Origin of the sequence: Acetobacterium sp. KB-1 (assembly GCF_003260995.1) — a bacterium.
GTDB lineage: Bacteria > Bacillota > Clostridia > Eubacteriales > Eubacteriaceae > Acetobacterium > Acetobacterium carbinolicum.
The window spans coordinates 1,995,982-2,016,706 of the sequence record NZ_CP030040.1 but is presented as its reverse complement, the minus strand read 5'-3'; the positions used below and the strand labels follow the sequence as shown (position 1 = coordinate 2,016,706).

Genomic DNA, 20,725 nt, shown 5'->3' with positions numbered 1-20,725 from the left:
TTCGGATTTAAAAAATCCATCATAGGTGTAAAATGAAAAAGAATGAAAGAATCAGCGTCATCACAAAAATATTGTCAGACCATCCCAACCAGGTTTTCAGTTTCAATTATTTTACCGATTTACTGGAAGCGGGTAAATCGAGTGTCTGTGAAGATGTGGCGATTGTAAAAAATGCCATCGAATTAACCGGTACCGGTTATGTCGAAACTTTTTCCGGGGCATCCGGGGGGATGGTCTATCATCCCCGGGTTACCAGAGAAGATGAGTTACTGATCCTCAAAGAAATTGCCGACTTGCTCCAATCCCCGGCCCGAAAAATTCAGGGTGGCTTTGTCTATTACAGTGACATCCTCTCGAATCCCCGCTATTCTAAAAATATAGGCCGGATTATTGCTTCAAAATATGGCGAAATGGGGATTGAATATGTGGTTACCACCGAAACCAAGGGCATTCCTGCAGCGATGGAAACAGCGCATTATTTAAATGTACCAATGGGCCTGATAAGGCGATCCAATCGGGTCACCGAAGGGGCAACCACCAGTGTAAATTATATCTCGGGGTCATCCAATAAGATTAATACCATGTATTTAAGTCGACGTATCGACCTTAAAGACAAAAAAGTACTGATCATTGATGATTTTATGAAGGGTGGCGGAACCGCCAAAGGAATGACCAACCTGATGGAGGAGGTGGGCGCCGAAGTCAAGGGAATCTGTGTTATTTTCGTGACCCGTTCCCCGGCCGAAAAATTGGTCGAACATTTCACCCCGCTAATCTGGATGGATGACGAAAATCTGGAAGCCGGATTGCAGGTTTCGCTCCATTTAGAAGACTGAAAGCGAAAAGCTAAAAACCCCCTCAGAACCCACCGTTAACACTAAAACAGAAGCTTAGATAAAAGAATTTTTTTGTATTTTCAAACCCTTTTTGAAAATAATAAGAATCGAAAAAAATTAAGGTTTTTGTTTTAATATAGTTGAATTTGTGTTAGTATATATCTAGAATTAGACATGTGACTTTATTTCAAAGGGGAGGCTTACGAGATGGAAATAACGGACGTAAGAGTACGGAAAACGTATCCAGAGGGAAAAATGAGAGCAATTGTCTCAGTTACTTTCGATGATCAATTTGTTGTTCATGATATTAAGGTAATTGAAGGCCAAAGCGGATTTTTTATTGCAATGCCCAGTCGAAAAACGCCGGACGGTGAATTCAAAGATATTGCACATCCCATTAACATGGGTACCCGTCGTGAAATGCAGGAGAGCGTCCTGCGAGCTTACGAGAAGGCCATAGAAGAGGATAACCAAGTAACCAATGAAGAAGAAGCAACAGTTGAACTAGAAGTAGATTACGAAGAAGAATAAAAATTTAAAACGTTTAAAAAAGGGGGAAGTGCTTCCCTTTTTTTGTTGTTAATGATTAGTAGTGGAGATGAAAATGAACGATTCAAAAACCATCATATTGGCAGCCGGCGAAGGAACCCGGATGCGGTCCCAAAAGCCCAAGGTACTCCATCAGGTATGTGGGGAGAATATTCTGGATTACGTGATAGAAGTCAGTAAGACGTCGGGCATTTCGGAGATTGCAGTGATTGTCGGCTTTCAGGCTGAGTTGGTCAAAGAAAGCCTGCCGCCACAGATCACTACCTATTTCCAGAAAGAACAACTTGGCACCGGTCATGCCGTTTTACAGGCACTCCCCTTTTTTGAAGCGCTTAAGGGAAATCTGGTTGTGTTGGTCGGGGATGCCCCACTGATCCAGGCAGAGACCCTGACCGGCCTGGTTCGGGCTCATGAGTCCGGAGGTTATGCGGTAACGGTCTTAACGGCAGAGTTTGATGAGCCCACCGGCTATGGCCGGATGATTAAAAATAGAAGTGGCGAACTGCTTAAGATTGTCGAAGAGAAGGATGCCAATCTGGTCGAAAAACAGATCAAAGAAATCAATTCCGGGATGTATTGCTTCGACGCTCAGGCCCTTGTCCTGGCACTGGCGCAATTAAAAACAGATAATGTCCAGGGTGAGTATTATCTCACCGATGTCATTGAAATTTTGCGGGAAATGGGAAAAACAGCAGGCACCTTTGTGACCCCGGATCCGGAAGACATTCAGGCGATCAATTCCCGGGTGCAGTTGGCAGAGGCAGAAGCGGTGATGCGAAAACGGATTAACCACAGACTGATGGATGCCGGCGTGACGATCATCGATCCGGCAACGACCTATGTGGGAGCCAGAGCAATCGTTGGTCAGGATACCGTCCTCTATCCCAGCGTTATTCTGGAAGGCGAAACCGAAATTGGCAAAGATTGTGTTATCGGAGCAAATTGCCGGTTAGTTGACGCAAAAATTGGGAATAAGGTTTCTATCCAGAGTTCCACAATATTAGAGAGTCGTGTCGATGATTACACCAACGTCGGACCCTACGCTTATATTCGTCCGGGTAGTCAGATTGGCAAGCATTGCAAGGTTGGTGATTTTGTCGAAGTGAAGAACTCCACCATGGGCGACGGCGCAAAGGCTTCCCATTTGACCTATATTGGCGATGGCGACGTCGGCGAGAATGTCAACCTGGGTTGCGGCACCGTTTTTGTGAATTATGATGGCAAAAATAAATACCGGACGATTGTAGAAAAGAATGCCTTTGTCGGGTGTAACACCAATCTGATTGCCCCGGTAACCGTTAAGGAAGGGGCTTATATTGCCGCCGGTTCCACCATCACGGACGACGTCCCGGAAGACAGTTTGGCGATTGCCAGAGCCAGACAGGTCAATAAGGTCGGCTACTTAAAAAAGTAATACAGGTTAATAAAAAAATAGAAAATAGAGAAGATTAAGAAGAGGTATAAAACGCATGGATGGAAAGTATAGTGGAATTAAGATTATTGCTGGGAACTCAAATATGGCATTGGCACAGGAAATTGCCGAATATTTAGAAGTTCAGCTATGTAACGCTGAGGTGGTCTCCTTTAGTGACGGGGAAATCGGCGTCAACGTTTTTGAATCGGTTCGTGGTGCAGATGTTTTTGTAATCCAGTCCACCGGAACTCCGGTGAATGAAAATTTAATGGAATTACTGATTCTCATCGATTCCATGAAACGGGCTTCAGCAGGGCGAATTAATGCCGTAATCCCTTATTATGGTTATGCCAGACAGGATCGTAAGGCGAAATCCCGGGACCCCATCACAGCAAAACTGGTGGCCAATTTATTAACCACAGCCGGTGCTGACCGGGTCATCACAATGGATCTTCACTCCAACCAGATTCAGGGTTTCTTTGATATTCCTCTGGATCACTTATCAGGCGGTGCCCTGATCACTGAATATTACAAAGAGAAAAAAATGGGAAATATGGTCGTGGTTTCTCCGGATGTGGGTAGCGTCAAGCGATCCAGAAAACTGGCCAGAAACTTAAACTGTCCCTTTGCCATTATTGATAAGGAACGTCCCCGTCCCAATGAAACCGCGGTGATGAATGTTATCGGCGATGTTAAAGGGAAAAACTGTATCATGATCGATGATATGATTGATACCGCCGGAACCATTACCTCCGGGGCCAACGCTCTTCTTGATCTTGGTGCCAATTCGGTCTATGCCGCCTGTAGTCATGGGGTATTTTCCGGGCCGGCCATCCAGCGAATTCAGGATTCTGCGATTGAGGAATTGGTCACACTCAATACCCTGTGTATTCCCAAAGAAAAACAGATTGAAAAAATAAAAATTCTTTCCACTGGAACTCTTTTCGGACGGGCCATTGATTATGTCCATTTTGGTCGATCGCTGAGCAAGCTTTTTGTGGGAAGATACGTATAGGATAGCCGATGCATCTGATTGTGGGATTGGGGAACATTGGTAAAGAATACCAGGGAACCCGACATAATATCGGTTTTGAAACCCTTGATTATCTCAGTGATAAAAAGGGTATCACGATCACCAAAAAAGAACAGAGCGGAGTAACCGGTGTTTATCGTGAAGCGGGGCAGAAGATTATGCTGGCCAAGCCGACCACCTATATGAACAATAGTGGTCAGTGTGTGGCCGGGCTGATGAATTTTTATGATATCCCCCTCGAGAACCTATTGGTGATCTATGATGATATCGACCTCGCCACGGGTGACGTGCGGATTCGGCAGCACGGCAGCGCCGGGACTCATAACGGCATGCGCTCGATTATTTCGCATTTGGGGAATCCCGAATTTTCACGAATTCGGATCGGCATTGGTCGACCCCGGCCAGGTTCTGAATTGGTTCACTATGTTCTGGGACGTTTTCCCAAAAGTGAATTTCCGGCCATTGAGAATGCCATAATGGAAGCCGCAAAAGGGGTGGATATTTTTGTCAAGGATGGCATTGATTTAGCGATGAACCGGATCAATGTGCGCAAAAAGATAGAAAAAACCGCAGAAAAAAAGACTGAAGAAATTCAGGAGAAACAAGAATAAAAGACAGCGATTAATACGTGAAAAAAGAATGAAAACAGGGGGCCCGGGTTTTAAACCCGGGCTATCCGTGTTTGAATATGAAAGAAGAAATCATGGAATTACTTTATCAAAACCTTTTGAAGGCCGAATCGATCCAAACGATAATGAACAACCTGGCCCCGGGAGAAATAATCAATCTCGCCAATGTCAATAACAGCTTTAAAGAAGTGCTTACCGGACTGATCTTAAGGCAACAGCGAAGGCGGATGCTTTTTGTCACAGCAACCGATTATCAGGCCCAGAAAACGGCCGAAAATCTGGCGAAAATTCTAGGAAAGCAAGTGCTTTATTTCCCGGCCGAGCCGATTCATGACTATTTTGCTGATGTACACAGCCAGGAAATCAATCATCAACGGTTGGTTGTGTTTGAAAAACTATTATCAAATCAGCGTTTTGTGGTAGTGATGGGGGCAGAAGCCCTGTTAAAGAAACAAATGCCCAGAGAAAAATTTCAAGGCCTTGGCTTTTCCCTGGCCGTGGAGGACAGTTGGGATCCCATCGTTCTGACTGAACGCCTTTTCTATCTGGGGTATGAACCCGTTTCGCAGGTGGAAGCCAGGGGTCAATTTGCCCACCGGGGCGGAATCATCGATGTTTTTTTAACTACTGGTGAGGAAGCCTATCGGATTGAATTCTTTGGCGATACCATCGAATCCCTGCGTACCTTTGATCCCCAAACCCAGTTATCAACCGATTCGATCGAGCAGGTTAGTATTCTGCCTGGTCGGGAAATTGTTTTAGATGAAGCCGAACGGGCTAAAGCAATCAAACAAATGGTCAAAAATTATGGCAGTGTCCCGGGTTATCAGACGTTGATCGAACGGATTAGCGAAGATCCCGGGGGCCATGATGAGATCCTGTTTTCCTTTATCAAGTCTGAGGGAATGCTACTCGATTATCTGGGAGATGCTTTGATTATTTGGGATGAACCGCCTCGAATCAAAGAATCCCAGGCCGTTTTTGTCAATAAACTACACAGTGATTTTCAGACCCTGGCAGATGAATGGCTCATGTTTCCCGAAGAAAAAAACAAATTCTATTCCTTTTCAAAAATTGAAAAGGCCCTGGAAGCGCAAACCCAGATAAGACTCCATCTTTTTTCATCGCGCGGCAAAAAAGGGCTCACGCTGGATTTGGGGGTCAAGGAAAACGATTCGTTTTTAGGCCAGATCCCTCTATTTATTGAATTTGTTCAAAAACAGCTAAAAAATGATGCCACCATCCATGTGCGGGCCCGGGATGAAGCGGGGTACGAAAAGCTCAAGAGTATTTTAACCGATGCGGATATTCACCGCTTTACCAATGCGGCGCAACCAGGTGTTCAACTGGTCACCGGCGAAATCAGCGGCGGCTTTGAATTGACTGGTGAAAAGCTCATTTGCATCAATCAAAGTGAAATTATTAAAGAATCCACCCGGGGGAAAAAACGCCGGCGCCAAAAAGGACGAAAGATCGATTCCTTTACCCAATTGAACCAGGGCGACTTTGTGGTCCATGATACTCACGGTATCGGGGTCTATCGGGGCATTGAACAATTAAAAATTGATGAGACCATTAAAGATTTGCTGGTCATCGAATATGCCAACGATGCCAAGTTCTATTGTCCGGTGGACCAGATGGATGCCATCCAGGTTTACGTGGGAACCGGGGAGAAAAAGCCCAAAATTAACCAGTTGGGTACCAATGAATGGAGTAAATCCAAATCCCGGGTCAAAGCCGCCGTTGAAGAAATGGCCGATGAACTGATCGCCCTTTATGCTAAACGGCAAAATTTAAAAGGCTATGCCTTTGGTCTCGATTCAAGCTGGCAGCAGGAGTTTGAGGACTCTTTTCCCTATGAGGAAACGAATGACCAGCTTCAGGCTGTGGACGAGATCAAAGAAGATATGGAATCAACCCGACCGATGGATCGGCTGCTCTGTGGTGATGTCGGGTACGGCAAAACCGAGGTCGCTCTACGCGCCGTCTTTAAAGCGGTGATGGAGGGCAAACAGGTGGCTTTTCTGGTACCGACCACCATTTTAGCTCAACAGCATTATCAGACCGCCCTGGACCGGTTTAAAAAATACCCGGTTAGCATTGGTCTGCTTAGTCGGTTCCGGTCAAAAACCGACCAGGATAAAACCTTAAAAGAACTGGCCGCCGGCCAGGTGGATCTGATTATTGGCACCCATCGGCTGTTATCAAAAGATGTTAAGTTCAAGGATCTGGGGCTGCTGGTGGTGGATGAGGAACAACGGTTTGGAGTGGGGCATAAGGAACGGATCAAACAGCTCAAAGAAAATGTCGATGTCTTAACCCTTAGTGCCACCCCGATTCCTCGAACCCTGCATATGTCAATGATCGGGGTTCGGGATATGAGTGTTATCGACGAGCCGCCGGCCGGTCGTCGGCCGGTACTGACTTACGTGATGGAGTACAATGAAGCCATCGTCAAAGATGCCATTTTGCGGGAACTGGCCAGACAGGGACAGGTCTATTTTGTTCACAACCGGATCCATGATATTTTTGAAGTTGCCCGCAAAATCCAGAAGCTGGTTCCCGAAGCCCGGATTGTGGTGGCCCATGGCCGGATGACCGGTCAGGAACTGGAAGACATCATGGTCGATTTTTTAGAACGGGAGTATGATGTGCTGGTGACCACCACCATCATTGAATCCGGACTGGATATTAAAAATGCCAACACCCTGATCATCGATAATGGCGACTATATGGGTCTGTCGCAATTGTATCAGCTCCGCGGCCGGGTGGGACGATCCGATGTCCAGGGTTATACTTATGTGACCCATCGGCCCAAGGTGCTCTCGGAAATTTCGCAAAAGCGTTTAAAAGCCATCAAAGATTTTACAGCCTTTGGTTCGGGCTTTAAAATTGCTCTGCGGGATCTGGAAATCAGGGGTGCCGGAAATATTCTGGGAGCGGCTCAGTCTGGCAATTTGGCCACCATCGGTTATGAACTGTATTGCCGGATTCTGGATCAGGCGATCCATGAGCGGCTGGGCAAAGAATTGGATTTCTCGGCCAGCGAGCTGTTAATTAACCTCAATGTCAGCAGTTATATTCCCGAAAATTATATTGCCGATGAAGAACTCAAATACGATATCTACAAAAAGCTCTCCTATGTGAAGTCGCGGGCGGATTACGACGAGCTGGAGGATGAGCTGTTAGATCGTTTTGGAGAAATTCCCGATGGGGTTTATAATCTGATGGCTCTGGCGATGATTAAGCACTTGGGCAGATCCCTGGGCATGACTGAAATAAGAGAACGCGGCAACAGTGTTTTATTCACCTTTGACAAGTCAAAGGAAATTCCCATTCCCGCTCCGGAACGGATGCAGACGCTGTTTAACACCTACAATATTAAGTTCAATGCTGGAAAAGAGGATCAGATTCGTTGGCGGATCGTTTTAAAACATGAACAGGATCAAGTCTATCTTAAAGCTTTAGGCGAATTTCTATCACAGTTGGTTTCACCAAAGAATTAAGGTAAAGTCCAGTTGTGGTATGTTAAACTAGGCAAGGTTTTAATTTGTATAATAATAAAGAAGAGGAGAACAATAAAAATGAAGAAATCTCGTATGATGGCACTGATGCTGACAGGTGTGATTTGTGTCAGTCTTTTCGCCGGAGGTTGCAGTTTGGTTAAGGTAAATCCGGAACAGGATAAGAAGGTGGAAATCGCAGTCATTGATGGAACCCCTTTGTTAAAAGAAAATTTTAATAATTACATGGCCTATTATAAAATGTATTTTGATGCCAGCGGCATGACCTTTCCCACCGAAACGGAGCTCACCGAGCTGAAAAAGGACATTCTGGATGATCTGGTTCGGGTTGAAACCCTCACCGCCAAAGCGAAAAAAGATGGGGTTACGGTCGATGAAACCGGTATTTCAGACAATGCCACCAGCATGTTGGAATCATTAAAAACAACCTTGGGCGAAGAAAAATACGCATCAATTTTAGAAACATATAATACTGATTCGGCATCATTTGAGGCATTTTTAAATAAATTTCTGCTGAATTACAGCTATGCCAACACCATGGAAACGAACTATAATAATACCTTAAAAGCTGATCCCGGCAAAGAATTAGATACGGTTGTAGGAACCGTTGGTGGAGATGAGGTAAAAAAAGATGTTTATAATTATCGTCTGGCCAATGAGGAGTTATTGACCTATTACCAGACCCAAAAGGCATTGGCTACCGATGATAAAACCATGAAAACGACCAATGAAACCATCTTTAATACCATTGCAGAACAAAAAGCCCTGGCTCAGTATGCAGAAGAAAAGAAATTGACAGCCGATCAGACAAACATCGACAGTTATGTTACTACCCAGGAAGCATTTGTCAATTATCTGTTACCAGGAGACGAGGCTTTGCAACAGTTTTTAGACACCAAGTTCTTAACCATTGCCCAGTTTAAAGCGTTTATGAAACAGGATGCCACCGCATCGGCGATTTCCAAAGCGGTTCAGAGCGATTTAGAAACAGCGGTTAAGGTTACTGATGGCGAGATCAAAAAATATTACGATGAAAATAAAGCGTCCTATGATACCAGCACCGTTTCAGCCAAACATATTTTAGCGACGGAGCAGGCCTTGGCCGATCAGGTTTATGCCGAAGCCAAAAATGCCAAAACAGTGGAAGAATTTGATGCAATTATGACAAAATATCAGGATACCGATGGTATTAAAGAAGCAGCCGACCTCGGTGCTTTCACCAAATCCACGATGGTAACTGAATTTTCAGATGCCGCTTTTGGGATGGATGTGAACACCGTCAGCGAACCGGTCAAAACCGACTATGGTTACCACGTGATCTATCTTTATGATAAAAAAGCCGGTGAAACACCAAGTCTAGACGATAAAAAAGAAGAAATTACGACAACGTTAAAAAGTGAAAAAGTTACCGAAGAGTTTGACAAGCTTAAAGTAAAACTGGTAAATAAACAAAAAATTAAAATTAACGACATCATTACTCCGGCAGCCGCTTATCTGGAAGAGCTGAAAACCGAATTGAACGTTAAAGTTTACCAAAATAAAATCTAACGGCAAGTTAATCTAAATACAATTTAAAGATAAGACAAAAAGCACTGAGTTTCAGTGCTTTTTGGTTGTATATGGATAATTGATGAGATATAATAAAAAACAATCTGCAAAGAAGCATTAGTCATTTGCAACAACATACAAAAGAGGTTTATCTATGACAAAGCGATCATCAAATTACTTAAAAGGTGCCAGTATTCTGGTCGCAGCCGGGATTTTATCGCGGTTGTTGGGCCTCTTTTTTAAGATTCCCCTATACCAGATGGTGGGCAGTTATGGGAATGGGATCTATGGGAATGTCACCAGCATCTACAATTTATTGCTGATGGTTTCCACGGTCGGCTTTCCGGTGGCGATCTCAAAAATGGTGTCCGAGAGTATCGCTAAAAATGAATATGCAACTGCCCATCGGGTCTTCAAACTATCAATTTTAATCTTGGGGATATTGGGAACCTTGTCCAGTCTGTTTTTATTTTTTGGCGCCGAATGGATTATTGAAACAGCCAGCTGGACGGCAGAAAGCTATCCGGCGCTGGTGGCCATTGCTCTGGCACCCTTGTTTATTTCCTTTGTAGCAGCCTTTCGGGGCTTTTTTCAGGGTTTTCAGATCATGACCCCGACAGCGGTTTCACAGATTCTGGAACAGTTTGTCCGGGTTTTTCTGGGCGTTTTTCTATGTTGGGTTTTTGTCGGTCAGTTTGGTATTGGTCTGGGGGTTGGTGGGGCGGTTTTTGGTGCCACGATCGGCGGTCTGGTGGCGGCTATTTTACTGGCCTATCTCTACCGTAGCTTCGTGACCCAAAATAAACGGCTGCTAAAAACGAGAACCCGAAAACGGCAGCGTTCCAACCGGGCACTGCTGAAACGACTGGTCATTATCTCAATTCCGGTTACCTTGACATCGGCTTTAGTAGCGATGTTTTCCACTGTAGACTCGTTTATTTACGTGTCGCGGCTGGGAGTGGCTGGTATTGATGAAATAACCGCCACGATGATGTTTGGCGACTTTACCAATGCCGAGCAACTCATTAATCTGCCTTTGCTCATCAGTGGTAATCTGGCGGTGGCGATGATCCCGGCGATTTCCGAGTCCTTTGCGATGCATGACCGGAAAGCCATGAATCAAAAGATCTTACTGGCAATACGGGTTATTTTGCTGGTGGCGTTTCCTTCCTGTATTGGCTTGTCGGTGTTATCCTATGGCATCTTTGATCTGCTCTTTCCAGGATCGCCTTATGGCGGATTTATTTTATGCACCTTTGCCTATGCGACGATTTTTATGATGCTATCCAACACCTTTCAGAGTATCCTCCAATCAATCGACCGGTTTCGCATCCCGCTTATTAATCTGGGTGTAGCGATTATTATCCGCTTTATCACCGGTTGGATATTTCTGTCGATTCCTCTTTTCAATATTCAGGGGATTGTCATTAGTAGTGTGATTACCTTTATTTATCTGACTGCGGCCAATTACGCGTCGGTTAAGCGTTACACCCACATTAAGGTTGATTTTATCCACACGGCCCTGAAACCGCTGGTGGCGGCTATCGTGATGGGGATTGCGGTATTCTTTACCTACAAGGGGATCGCTTCTTTGTTGGGGGGATTTATGGGCCTTATGATTGCAGTATTCATCGGTATCTTCGTTTACTCTTTTGTGCTGATCTTAATCAAGGGGATAACGGAAGATGAAATAAAAGTACTGCCGGGAAGCCGAACCTTATTACGTTTTTTTCGCCGGCTAGAGCGACTGGTTCCGGGCCGCAAAAAACATCGGATCAGGCACCCGTAATCGATTCAGAAAGGAAATAAAAGCATGCACCAAATAGATATTGTTGGTTTGGGCCCGGGCAGTCCGGGCCAGATTACATTAGAAACACTACAATTATTAAAAGACGCCAGTCCCAATTTTTTTCGCACGGCGATTCATCCAGTAATGGATTTTATTGACAAAGAAGCCATCAGTTATCAGAGTTTTGACTGCTATTATGAGCAGGAAGGCTCCTTTTTAGGGGTTTATGATAAAATTGTAAAGACGCTGATCGATACGGCAAAAAAAACCGAAAGGTTGGTTTATGCCGTTCCTGGAAACCCACTTTTTGGCGAAAAAACGGTTGAAAAACTAATCGTTGCGGCCAAAGAAGAAGGCATCGACTATCGGATTTATCCCGGTGTCAGCTTTGTTGATGTGGCCCTGAACAGTCTGGAAAAGGATCCCATTGAGGGGCTAAAACTTATCGACGCCTTTGATTGCGTCAAGAATCCGCCAGATCCCCGGATTGGGACCTTGGTGACTCAGGTCTATAACCAGCACATGGCTTCAGAGCTTAAGCTGCAATTAATGGAGATTTATGATCCCGAAAAAAGGGTAGTCCTGCTGATCAATGCCGGGATTCCCGGCCAGGAAAAAATAATCGATATCTGTCTCTATGAGCTGGATCGGGTAGCTGCCATCAATCACCTGACCAGTCTGTATATTCCCGCCGAAAACAAAGCTTATCAGGGGTTTTTGGGCACCATTGAGATGATGAAGACGCTAAAGGGCGAAGGTGGCTGTTCCTGGGATCAGAGTCAGACCCATGAAAGCCTGAGAAGTTATCTGCTGGAAGAGAGTTATGAGGTTTTAGAAGCCATCGATAATCAGGATTGGGATAACCTGGCTGAAGAATTGGGGGATGTCTTATTTCAGATTATCTTTCACGCTGAAATAGCCAGTGAGGCTGGCCGCTTTAATATCAACCAGGTGATTAGCGGGATCAATCAAAAAATGATCCGCCGTCATCCCCATGTTTTTAGTGATAAGGCCAGCAGCTTTAATCCGGATCAGATTGAAACCAACTGGGACGCGATCAAACGGCAAGAAAAGGGTGAGACGGGTGAAAGCCTTGGACTGGCAGCGGAAATGAAAAAAATACCCAAAGCACTGCCGGCGTTGATGGAAGCTTATAAGGTTCAGAAAAAGGCTGCTAAAGTTGGCTTTGACTGGAAGGAACCCGTTGCGGCCCTTGAAAAAATCGACGAGGAAAGCCTGGAATTAAGAGCGGCACTTGAAGAAAATGATGCCCAAAAGATTGCAGAAGAGTTGGGCGACCTGCTTTTTTCAGTGGTCAATGTGTCCCGACTACTCAACCTTCAGCCGGAAATGGTGTTAAGGAAGGCGACAGAAAAATTCATCGATCGGTTTGAAAAAATGGAGAAAGTTGCCAGTCAAGAGAAAAAATCCTTAAGTAACTATACTTTTGAGCAGTTAGATGAGGCCTGGAACCTATACTTTTGAGCAGTTAGATGAGGCCTGGAACCTATACTTTTGAGCAGTTAGATGAGGCCTGGAACCGGTCGAAAGGGCTTTAACAGCGGAAAAAACGGAAAAAAGCAAAAAAAACTTGTAATTTGCAGGCGAACACGCGTATAATATTAAAATAGAATACTGGAAACTATCAGATGGAGGAAAAAATGAACAAATCAGAATTAATTGCCCAAATGGCAGAAAAATCGGATTTATCAAAAAAAGATTCAGAAAAAGCATTAGGTGCTTTTTTAGACACTGTGGTAGATGCCTTGAAAAATGGAGACAAGGTATCATTGGTAGGTTTTGGAACCTTTGAGGTTAGAGAACGTGCAGCACGTACAGGTCTTAACCCACGAACAAAAGAGCCCATCGAAATAGCGGCCTCTAAAGCCCCTGGCTTTAAAGCAGGCAAAGGCTTTAAGGATGAAGTAAATAAGTAAGAAAAGTTACAACAGAAGCCGGGGCAATGCTCTGGCTTTTTGTTTTATTTAGGGTTTTGTTTTAAGCTTTTTGATTTAAAATTAATGAGGAAACTATGAGAATTGATAAATTTTTAAAAAATGCCAGAATTATCAAACGTCGAACAGTGGGAAAAGACGCCTGTGATGGGGGTCGTATTTCCATTAATGACAAGCTCGCTAAAGCCGGGGATCAGGTGAAGCCTGGGGACATTATTACCATCCGTTATGGTGATGGAGAACAAAAGGTGGAGGTTCTTGAATGCCTGGAACATGCTCCTAAAGATAAAGCAGGAGAGATGTATCGGGAATTATAAATTGCTCCACCGGAAATGAAGAAAAAAATGAATGAAAAAACGAAAAGTTTGATCAGACGTCGAATGATTATTGCCTTGGCAATCATTGTGGCGATCGTATTTACCGCCTACATCTATCTGGCCAATGCCATAAAAATCTACGAACTGGATCAGCAGAAGATTAACATTGCTCAAGAAATTGAAAACGAAAAAATTAGAAGCAATCAATTAGATGAACAGGTTAAACAAATGGGCAGCAAGAATTATGTGGAAAATTTTGCGCGTAAATATCTTGGTTTGTATTATCCAGATGAAACCATAGTGATTTTGGAAAGCCAGGAAAATGCTGCAGAAAGTGATGGAAAAACAGTTGAACAATAAATGTGAAAGTACTTTAGATGGTGCAGAACTTGATCAGATGGTAACAAAAGAAAAAAAACGGCATCTGGCCGTGATTGATATTGGGACCAATTCGACCCGGATGCTAATCTTTCGAAATGACCATGGGAAATTGGTTCGCGTTAATAAATCCGTTCGTTATACCAGGATGGGCCAGGGTGTCAATCAAACCGGGCGGCTTCATCCCGATGCGGAAAAAAGAAACTTAGAAGCGCTGGAAGAGTATAAAAACATTGCCGCTGATTATGACGTCGAAGAATTTTATTTGTTTGGCACCAGCGCCATGCGGGATGCTGAAAATACTGTTGCTTATCTTGATGCGGTTAAAGAAAAGTTGGGCTTTAACATTGAGGTTATTTCGGGAGAAGCGGAAGCAGAACTTGGTTTTGTCGGGGTGTCACAGTGCTTTGAAGAAAAAATTCTGATCTTTGACATTGGCGGTGGCAGTACCGAATTGATCTATGGGGAAGACAATGAAATAAAAAGAATGATGAGCATTAATCTGGGGTGTGTCCGCTGTACCGAAGAATATCTTTTCTCTGATCCGCCAACGTTCCAGGAACTGGAACGGATGAATGAGCGAATTTATGCTGAGTTTGAAAAAAGAACAAAAGATTTTTTGCCAACCAAGCCTTATAAACTTATTGGCATTGGCGGAACCGCGACCAGTCTTTCGACGATCAAGCAGGAATTAAAGACCTACTGCAGCGAGATGGTTCATGAGAGCACCATTACCAAAGACGAGCTGGAACGCCTGATTGAGCGTTTGGCTGGTAAAACCATCAAAGAACGGCAAAATATGGTAGGTCTGGAAGCGAAACGGGCCGACATAATTCTGGCCGGGGCCTTTTTACTGTTAAATATTTTTAAAATTACCGGTGAAACTATTTTTACCGTCTGTGATTATGATAACCTCGAAGGCGCAGCCTATCGCCGTTTTATTATGGAAAATAAATAAAAACATTCTTTTTTAAAAAAGCTTGACATTAGGTTTGAATGGGCGTATAATAACACTTGTCCCTTGAGCAAGGGGACGGACGAAAAAGTGCCGGGGTGGCGGAACTGGCAGACGCACAGGACTTAAAATCCTGCGGTCCTTTCGACCGTACCGGTTCGATTCCGGTCCTCGGCACCACTTTTTAAAATGATTGCATTTTAAAATCGCCACTTTTACTTGCTCAATTAATTACATCGCGGGATGGAGCAGCTTGGTAGCTCGTCGGGCTCATAACCCGGAGGTCGTAGGTTCAAATCCTGCTCCCGCAACCAAATTTAAAAATTCTTTTTCATGGCGGCGTAGCTCAGTTGGCTAGAGCATACGGTTCATACCCGTAGTGTCAGCGGTTCGACTCCGTTCGCCGCTACCATAAAAATTTGTACTTATCTATGGCCCCTTGGTCAAGCGGTTAAGACACCGCCCTTTCACGGCGGTAACAGGGGTTCAAGTCCCCTAGGGGTCACCACTTAATTTGTATCAATCATAAACCAGTTTTTTGTGGTCGCATAGCTCAGCTGGGAGAGCACCTGCCTTACAAGCAGGGGGTCACAGGTTCGAGCCCTGTTGCGACCACCATTTTTTTTACTTAAAAAGTTAGCAAGAGAATTTATTGAAGTGGTGAAACCATGGAGAAAAAAGTAATTCAGTATATTGAAGAACAGGGAATTTTAGAGGCTGGCGATCATGTTCTCATCGGCGTATCCGGGGGAGCAGATTCGCTGGCTTTATTGTATTTTTTGGATAAATTTGCCAATTGGTTTCATATCTTTATTGGTGTCGCCCATCTTCACCATGGACTCCGGGGACCCGACGCCGATGAGGATGAAGCTTTTGTAAAGAAATTCTGTCAGGATCGAAAGATCCCTTTTTTTTCACGCCAGCGTAATATTGGAGTAATTTCTCAGGACGAGCAGATTTCTGTTGAAGAGGCGGGTCGTAAAGAGCGTTACGCTTTTTTTATGGCCATTGCCGCGACACATGGATATAATCGGATTGCCATGGGCCATCATATCAACGATCAGGCCGAAACGATGCTGATGCGTCTGATCCGGGGTACCGGTGTTAAGGGTGTGTCCGGCATTAAGGCCAGCCGCGATAATTTATATATTCGTCCCTTTCTCTGTCTGCAAAAAAAGGAAATTCTGAATTATTGTGAAATCAACAAACTGGCATTTCGTACCGATGCCACTAACTTGCAAAGAGATTATACCCGCAATAAAATTCGCCTGGATATTATGCCGATGATTTTAGAGATTAATCCCAGGGCTGAAGTTCATTTTAATGAATTTTGCAAAATTGCCAATGAATATGAGGCGTTTTTTGAGAAATATGTGGATCAGATTGAAGATCATATTCTGACCAAGAAAGAAAACCAGGTGTTACTTAACCGCGAGCGTTGGTTAAATGAAGAACCGGTGGTTCAGAAAGAAATCCTGCGGCGGTCGATTTTTAAATTTAAGGGTAGTTTAAAGGAAATTGAGTACAATCATATCACTGCTTTTTATAGTTTACTAAAAAGCGACAAAACTATATGGGAAATCCACTTCCCTCATGAGATCCAAATAATCCGCCGTTATGACCGGGTGTTGGTGACAGAAAAACAAAAAAGCGAAGGTTTTTTCATATCACCTAAGCGGATTATTCCCAATAAAACCTATCTTTTTTCGAAAGAACACCTGATTGTGGAGACAAAGTTTGTTAGCCAGGATGAATTTCGAAAAAAAAGGTGTATTTTTTCGAAAGAAATCAAAAATCATAGTGAAAAATATTTTGATTATGATAAAATAAAGGACATATTGGTTTTACGCAGCCGGCGATCTGGCGATTATTTTTATCCTTCGGGTATGACTGGGAAGAAAACCATTAAAAAGTATTACATTGATAAAAAAATTGACCGAGACCGAAGAAATGAAATTCCGTTGCTGGTGATCGATCACGAGGTGGTGTGGATTTTAGGTCATGCTATCAATCAGCGATTTTTGGCCGATGATGATACAAAAAATATAATTAGGGTAACATACCTTATGTTAGGAGAAAAGTGTGATAGCCGATATTCAGGAAATTTTGATTGATGAAAAGGCATTGGAGAAACGTGTCTCAGAACTTGGCGAAAAGATAACGAAAGACTACCGCGGAAAATATCCGATTTTAATAGGTATTCTAAAAGGGTCGTCGGTTTTTATGGCTGATCTGATCAGAAAAATCCCGATTCCCGTGGAGATTGATTTTTTAAAAGCATCCAGTTATGGTGCGAAAGCGCGCAGTTCTGGAGTCGTTGAACTGGAAACTGATTTATCGATGGATGTCAACGGGCGGAGTATTTTGCTGGTTGAAGATATCGTTGATACCGGAAACACCCTGAACTATTTATTGAACCGCTTTGAAAGTCTGGGGGCAGAAGAGGTCAAGGTCTGTTCGCTGCTGGATAAGCCAGAACGTCGAGAACAGCGCGTTATTGCTGATTATATCGGCTTTGAAATTCCCAATGAGTTCGTCGTTGGGTACGGCTTGGATTATGATCAAAAGTACCGAAACCTTCCTTTTATCGGGATTTTAAAACGAGAAATATATGAATAAAAATAACAGTAAAAAAAAGAATACAAACTTGAGAGGAGTGATGTCTTTTGAATAAATACCTTAAAATGATTGGATTTTATTTAGTAATCCTACTAATCATTATTGTTGCGGTAACCTTTTTAAACCCCATGAAGGAAGAGGTTAAAACCATCGTTTATAGCGAGTTGCTCACCGAACTGAAAAACAATCAAGTCGCTGAGATTGAAATAAACAACTCAACGGTCAAAGGCCAGTTACGAAATGGAGAAGCGTTTGAGGCGGTAGTCCCTCAATATGTAATTGATGAACAGGTTACGCCATATATTTATGAAAATGGTTTGGAGGTTGCAATTACCAAACAGCAGGATTCCTGGTGGATTTCATTAATTCCGTCGGTCGTACTGATTGTATTGATGGTGGTATTTTTCCTGGTCTTCAGCCAACAGGCTGGCGGCGGTGGCGGTAAAGTGATGTCCTTTGGAAAAAGTCGGGCAAAACTTCACGTTGAGGGAGAAACCAAGGTGACGTTTAAAAACGTTGCTGGTGCGGATGAGGAAAAAGAAGAACTTGAAGAGGTTGTTGACTTCCTAAAGGCGCCGGATCGTTACCGAAAACTGGGGGCCCGTATTCCCAAAGGGATTCTTTTAGTAGGCCCTCCGGGAACCGGGAAAACCCTGTTAGCCAGAGCAGTGGCTGGGGAAGCGGCGGTACCCTTTTTTACCATCAGTGGTTCAGACTTTGTCGAGATGTTTGTCGGGGTCGGCGCTTCTCGTGTGCGCGACCTTTTCGAAAATGCCAAGAAAAACGCCCCCTGTATTATTTTTATTGATGAAATTGATGCAGTCGGTCGTCATCGTGGTGCCGGCCTCGGCGGTGGACATGATGAACGGGAACAAACCCTGAATCAATTGCTGGTTGAAATGGATGGCTTTGGCGTCAATGAAGGCATTATTATTATTGCCGCGACCAACCGTCCGGATATCCTGGATCCGGCTTTACTGCGACCGGGACGATTTGACCGACAAGTTACGGTTGGTATACCCGATGTAAAAGGCCGGGAAGAAATTCTCAATGTTCATAAAAAAGATAAACCACTGGATGCTACAGTCGATCTGGGCACCATTGCCAAAGGAACACCGGGCTTTACCGGAGCTGATCTGGAAAACCTGATGAATGAAGCAGCACTTTTGACAGCCAGACATAATGGTAAATCGATCACCATGATTGAACTGGAAGAAGCGATTAAACGGGTCATTGCCGGTCCTGAAAAGAAAAGCAAGGTTATTAACGAGGATGATTTGCATATCACCGCTTATCACGAAGCCGGACATGCGATTGTTATGCACCTGCTGCCCAATTGTGACTCGGTTCATGAGATTTCGATTATTCCTCGGGGAATGGCTGCAGGGTACACCTTGTCGCTGCCGGATGATGATCGTCAGCATATGAGTAAAAGCAAATTGCTTGAGAACATCTGTGGTCTGCTGGGCGGACGGGCGGCTGAAAAAATTGCCCTCGACGATATTTGTACAGGCGCCAGTAATGACATTGAACGCGCCACTCACATTGCCAGAAGCATGGTAACCGAATGGGGCATGAGCGAACATCTCGGACCCATGACCTTCGGGCATCCGGAGAGTGGCGAAGTGTTTTTGGGTCGGGATCTGGGAAGATCGCGTAACTACAGTGAAGAAGTGGCAGCTGTTATTGATAAGGAAATTCGCACCATTGTGGAAAATGCTTTTGATCGGGCCTGTTCCATTCTCGAAACCCATCAGGAAAAGCTGGAAGAAATTGCTACCCGTTTACTAAGAGATAAAACCGTAACCGGTGAAGAATTCAAAGCCTTGTTTGAAGAACATCATGAAGAAGGACAGCCAGAAGAAGAAAAAATGGTTGAAGTTGAGATCGAAGCTGAAATTGAATAATTAGAATAAATAAAAGCCGTTTTTATAACGGCTTTTTTTAAGATATTAATTGATTCGATCGGTTAAAATAAAAGAAACAGGACGAGGAGGATGAAATGGAAGAACTGAAAGTTGGAACCAGTTATGAAAAGAAATTTTTTGTCAATAAAGAAGATACCGCTCTGGCTATGGGCAGCGGTGGCGAAGCCGTGCTGGCTACGCCCCGGCTGGTGGCCTGGATGGAAAATGTTGCCTATGAAGGGGTGGAAGCAACCCAGTCTGAAACGAATACCACGGTGGGAACCTGTATTGAGCTAAAACATCTAGGGGCCTCACCGGTGGGAATGGAAATCCATATCAAAGCGACGCTGGTATCGATTGAAAAACGAGCCTTGACTTTTGATATTGACGCCTGGGATACAGTCGAAAAAATTGGCGAAGCCATTCACCACCGATTTATTGTCGATAAAACCCGATTCAACGAGAAGGTTTTAAAAAAGCGGAGTCTTTAGGAGGAAACATGATTTTAGGGATTGATGTCGGAAATACAAATACAGAGTTGGCGGTGATGGTCGGGGATGAACTTCCATACTCCTGGCGTTTTGTTACCAAAACACCGCGTACCTCAGATGAATATGGGGTATTAATTAAATCTTTTTTCAGAAACTCAGAGATATCGGTGGATCAAGTCAGCAGTGTGATCATTGCGTCAGTTGTGCCAAACATTATGTATTCACTGACCAATGGCATCAAGAAATATATTGGTCTGGAACCGATGGTAGTGGGGCCGGGAATCAAAACTGGGATGCCCATTAACACCTCAGATCCATCAGAAGTGGGTGCAGATCGAATTGTGGATGCTGTGGCCGCCTATAGCATTTATGGTGGGCCGGTGATTGTGACCGATTTTGGTACCGCAACCACCTTTGATTACGTCACTAAGGAAGGTGCTTTTGCGGCCGCAGTAACGACGCCCGGGATTCAGATTGCCGTTGATGCGCTCTGGAAGAATGCCGCCAAGCTGCCCAATATCGAGATTAAGAAGCCCCCATCAATACTGGCCCGAGATACGGTTACCAGCATGCAGGCGGGTTTGGTCTATGGTTATATCGGTCAGGTGGAGTATATCATCGAACAGATCAAAAAAGAAACCGGTGTTAAGGATATGAAGGTGGTGGCAACCGGTGGTTATGGCCGGCTTTTTTATCAGGAGACAAAATCCATTAACGTCTATGATCCCCAACTGTCACTTAAAGGGCTTAAGATTATTCATGACAAAAATTATCGGTAAAC

18 protein-coding genes and 5 tRNA genes are annotated in these 20,725 nt (G+C 44.1%); all 23 read left to right on the top strand.

All coding sequences use genetic code 11. From position 1 onward, the window contains the following. Positions 1-32 precede the first annotated feature (32 nt). The 23 genes from purR to DOZ58_RS09310 all read left to right on the top strand — a co-directional run bounded on the left by purR (position 33) and on the right by DOZ58_RS09310 (position 20,723). Positions 33-836, top strand: coding sequence for a pur operon repressor (gene purR / locus DOZ58_RS09420; protein ID WP_111888047.1), 804 nt, complete (start codon positions 33-35; stop codon positions 834-836). A 207-nt stretch (positions 837-1,043) separates the two neighbouring features. Then, a complete protein-coding gene (spoVG, locus tag DOZ58_RS09415; protein WP_111888046.1) occupies positions 1,044-1,367 on the top strand; it encodes a septation regulator SpoVG in 324 nt (107 codons plus the stop codon). Positions 1,368-1,440: 73 nt separating this feature from the next. After that, entirely contained in the window at positions 1,441-2,799 is a 1,359-nt protein-coding gene (glmU, locus tag DOZ58_RS09410; RefSeq protein ID WP_111888045.1) for a bifunctional UDP-N-acetylglucosamine diphosphorylase/glucosamine-1-phosphate N-acetyltransferase GlmU, read from the top strand. Positions 2,800-2,854: 55 nt separating this feature from the next. After that, positions 2,855-3,814 (top strand): ribose-phosphate pyrophosphokinase, encoded by a 960-nt coding sequence (locus DOZ58_RS09405; RefSeq protein WP_111888044.1) that lies wholly within the window; start codon positions 2,855-2,857, stop codon positions 3,812-3,814. 8 nt (positions 3,815-3,822) lie between these two features. Further along, the gene (gene pth, locus DOZ58_RS09400; protein WP_111888043.1) at positions 3,823-4,443 is read left to right on the top strand and encodes an aminoacyl-tRNA hydrolase; all 621 of its coding nucleotides are present in this window, start codon (positions 3,823-3,825) and stop codon (positions 4,441-4,443) included. 77 nt (positions 4,444-4,520) lie between these two features. Next, positions 4,521-7,967, top strand: coding sequence for a transcription-repair coupling factor (mfd, locus tag DOZ58_RS09395; RefSeq protein ID WP_111889729.1), 3,447 nt, complete (start codon positions 4,521-4,523; stop codon positions 7,965-7,967). A gap of 78 nt (positions 7,968-8,045) precedes the next feature. Beyond that, positions 8,046-9,533 carry a peptidyl-prolyl cis-trans isomerase gene (locus DOZ58_RS09390; RefSeq protein ID WP_111888042.1) on the top strand — a complete coding sequence of 496 codons (1,488 nt, stop codon included), beginning with the start codon at positions 8,046-8,048 and terminating at the stop codon, positions 9,531-9,533. Between the two features lie 154 nt (positions 9,534-9,687). Then, positions 9,688-11,322 (top strand): polysaccharide biosynthesis protein, encoded by a 1,635-nt coding sequence (locus DOZ58_RS09385; RefSeq protein ID WP_111888041.1) that lies wholly within the window; start codon positions 9,688-9,690, stop codon positions 11,320-11,322. 24 nt (positions 11,323-11,346) lie between these two features. After that, the gene (gene mazG, locus DOZ58_RS09380; RefSeq protein ID WP_111888040.1) at positions 11,347-12,807 is read left to right on the top strand and encodes a nucleoside triphosphate pyrophosphohydrolase; all 1,461 of its coding nucleotides are present in this window, start codon (positions 11,347-11,349) and stop codon (positions 12,805-12,807) included. A gap of 164 nt (positions 12,808-12,971) precedes the next feature. Then, a complete protein-coding gene (locus tag DOZ58_RS09375; protein WP_305781823.1) occupies positions 12,972-13,259 on the top strand; it encodes an HU family DNA-binding protein in 288 nt (95 codons plus the stop codon). A 95-nt stretch (positions 13,260-13,354) separates the two neighbouring features. Continuing rightward, a complete protein-coding gene (locus DOZ58_RS09370) occupies positions 13,355-13,594 on the top strand; it encodes an RNA-binding S4 domain-containing protein (RefSeq protein WP_111888038.1) in 240 nt (79 codons plus the stop codon). Positions 13,595-13,609: 15 nt separating this feature from the next. Next, positions 13,610-13,954, top strand: a complete 345-nt coding sequence (locus DOZ58_RS09365; RefSeq protein WP_111888037.1) for a septum formation initiator family protein — start codon at positions 13,610-13,612, stop codon at positions 13,952-13,954. Beyond that, positions 13,932-14,930: a Ppx/GppA phosphatase family protein gene (locus DOZ58_RS09360; protein ID WP_242988461.1), complete on the top strand. Its 999-nt coding sequence runs from the start codon at positions 13,932-13,934 to the stop codon at positions 14,928-14,930. Before DOZ58_RS09365 ends, DOZ58_RS09360 begins: the two co-directional genes overlap by 23 nt. An 89-nt stretch (positions 14,931-15,019) precedes the next feature. Then, positions 15,020-15,107: transfer RNA gene (locus tag DOZ58_RS09355), tRNA-Leu, on the top strand. 57 nt (positions 15,108-15,164) lie between these two features. Continuing rightward, positions 15,165-15,241, top strand: a tRNA-Met gene (locus DOZ58_RS09350). A gap of 21 nt (positions 15,242-15,262) precedes the next feature. Then, positions 15,263-15,339, top strand: a tRNA-Met gene (locus DOZ58_RS09345). Between the two features lie 21 nt (positions 15,340-15,360). After that, positions 15,361-15,435: transfer RNA gene (locus tag DOZ58_RS09340), tRNA-Glu, on the top strand. Positions 15,436-15,469: 34 nt separating this feature from the next. Then, positions 15,470-15,545: transfer RNA gene (locus DOZ58_RS09335), tRNA-Val, on the top strand. A 50-nt stretch (positions 15,546-15,595) separates the two neighbouring features. Continuing rightward, positions 15,596-17,041 carry a tRNA lysidine(34) synthetase TilS gene (tilS, locus tag DOZ58_RS09330; RefSeq protein ID WP_111888036.1) on the top strand — a complete coding sequence of 482 codons (1,446 nt, stop codon included), beginning with the start codon at positions 15,596-15,598 and terminating at the stop codon, positions 17,039-17,041. Then, positions 17,010-17,546, top strand: coding sequence for a hypoxanthine phosphoribosyltransferase (gene hpt, locus DOZ58_RS09325; RefSeq protein WP_204355384.1), 537 nt, complete (start codon positions 17,010-17,012; stop codon positions 17,544-17,546). Before tilS ends, hpt begins: the two co-directional genes overlap by 32 nt. Before the next feature lie 65 nt (positions 17,547-17,611). Further along, a complete protein-coding gene (gene ftsH / locus DOZ58_RS09320) occupies positions 17,612-19,453 on the top strand; it encodes an ATP-dependent zinc metalloprotease FtsH (RefSeq protein ID WP_111889726.1) in 1,842 nt (613 codons plus the stop codon). Between the two features lie 95 nt (positions 19,454-19,548). Next, on the top strand, positions 19,549-19,944 hold the full coding sequence (locus DOZ58_RS09315) for a thioesterase family protein (protein ID WP_111888035.1): 396 nt from the start codon (positions 19,549-19,551) through the stop codon (positions 19,942-19,944). Positions 19,945-19,952: 8 nt separating this feature from the next. After that, complete coding sequence (locus DOZ58_RS09310; protein WP_111888034.1) at positions 19,953-20,723, top strand: type III pantothenate kinase; 771 nt, start codon at positions 19,953-19,955, stop codon at positions 20,721-20,723. Positions 20,724-20,725: the final 2 nt, after the last annotated feature.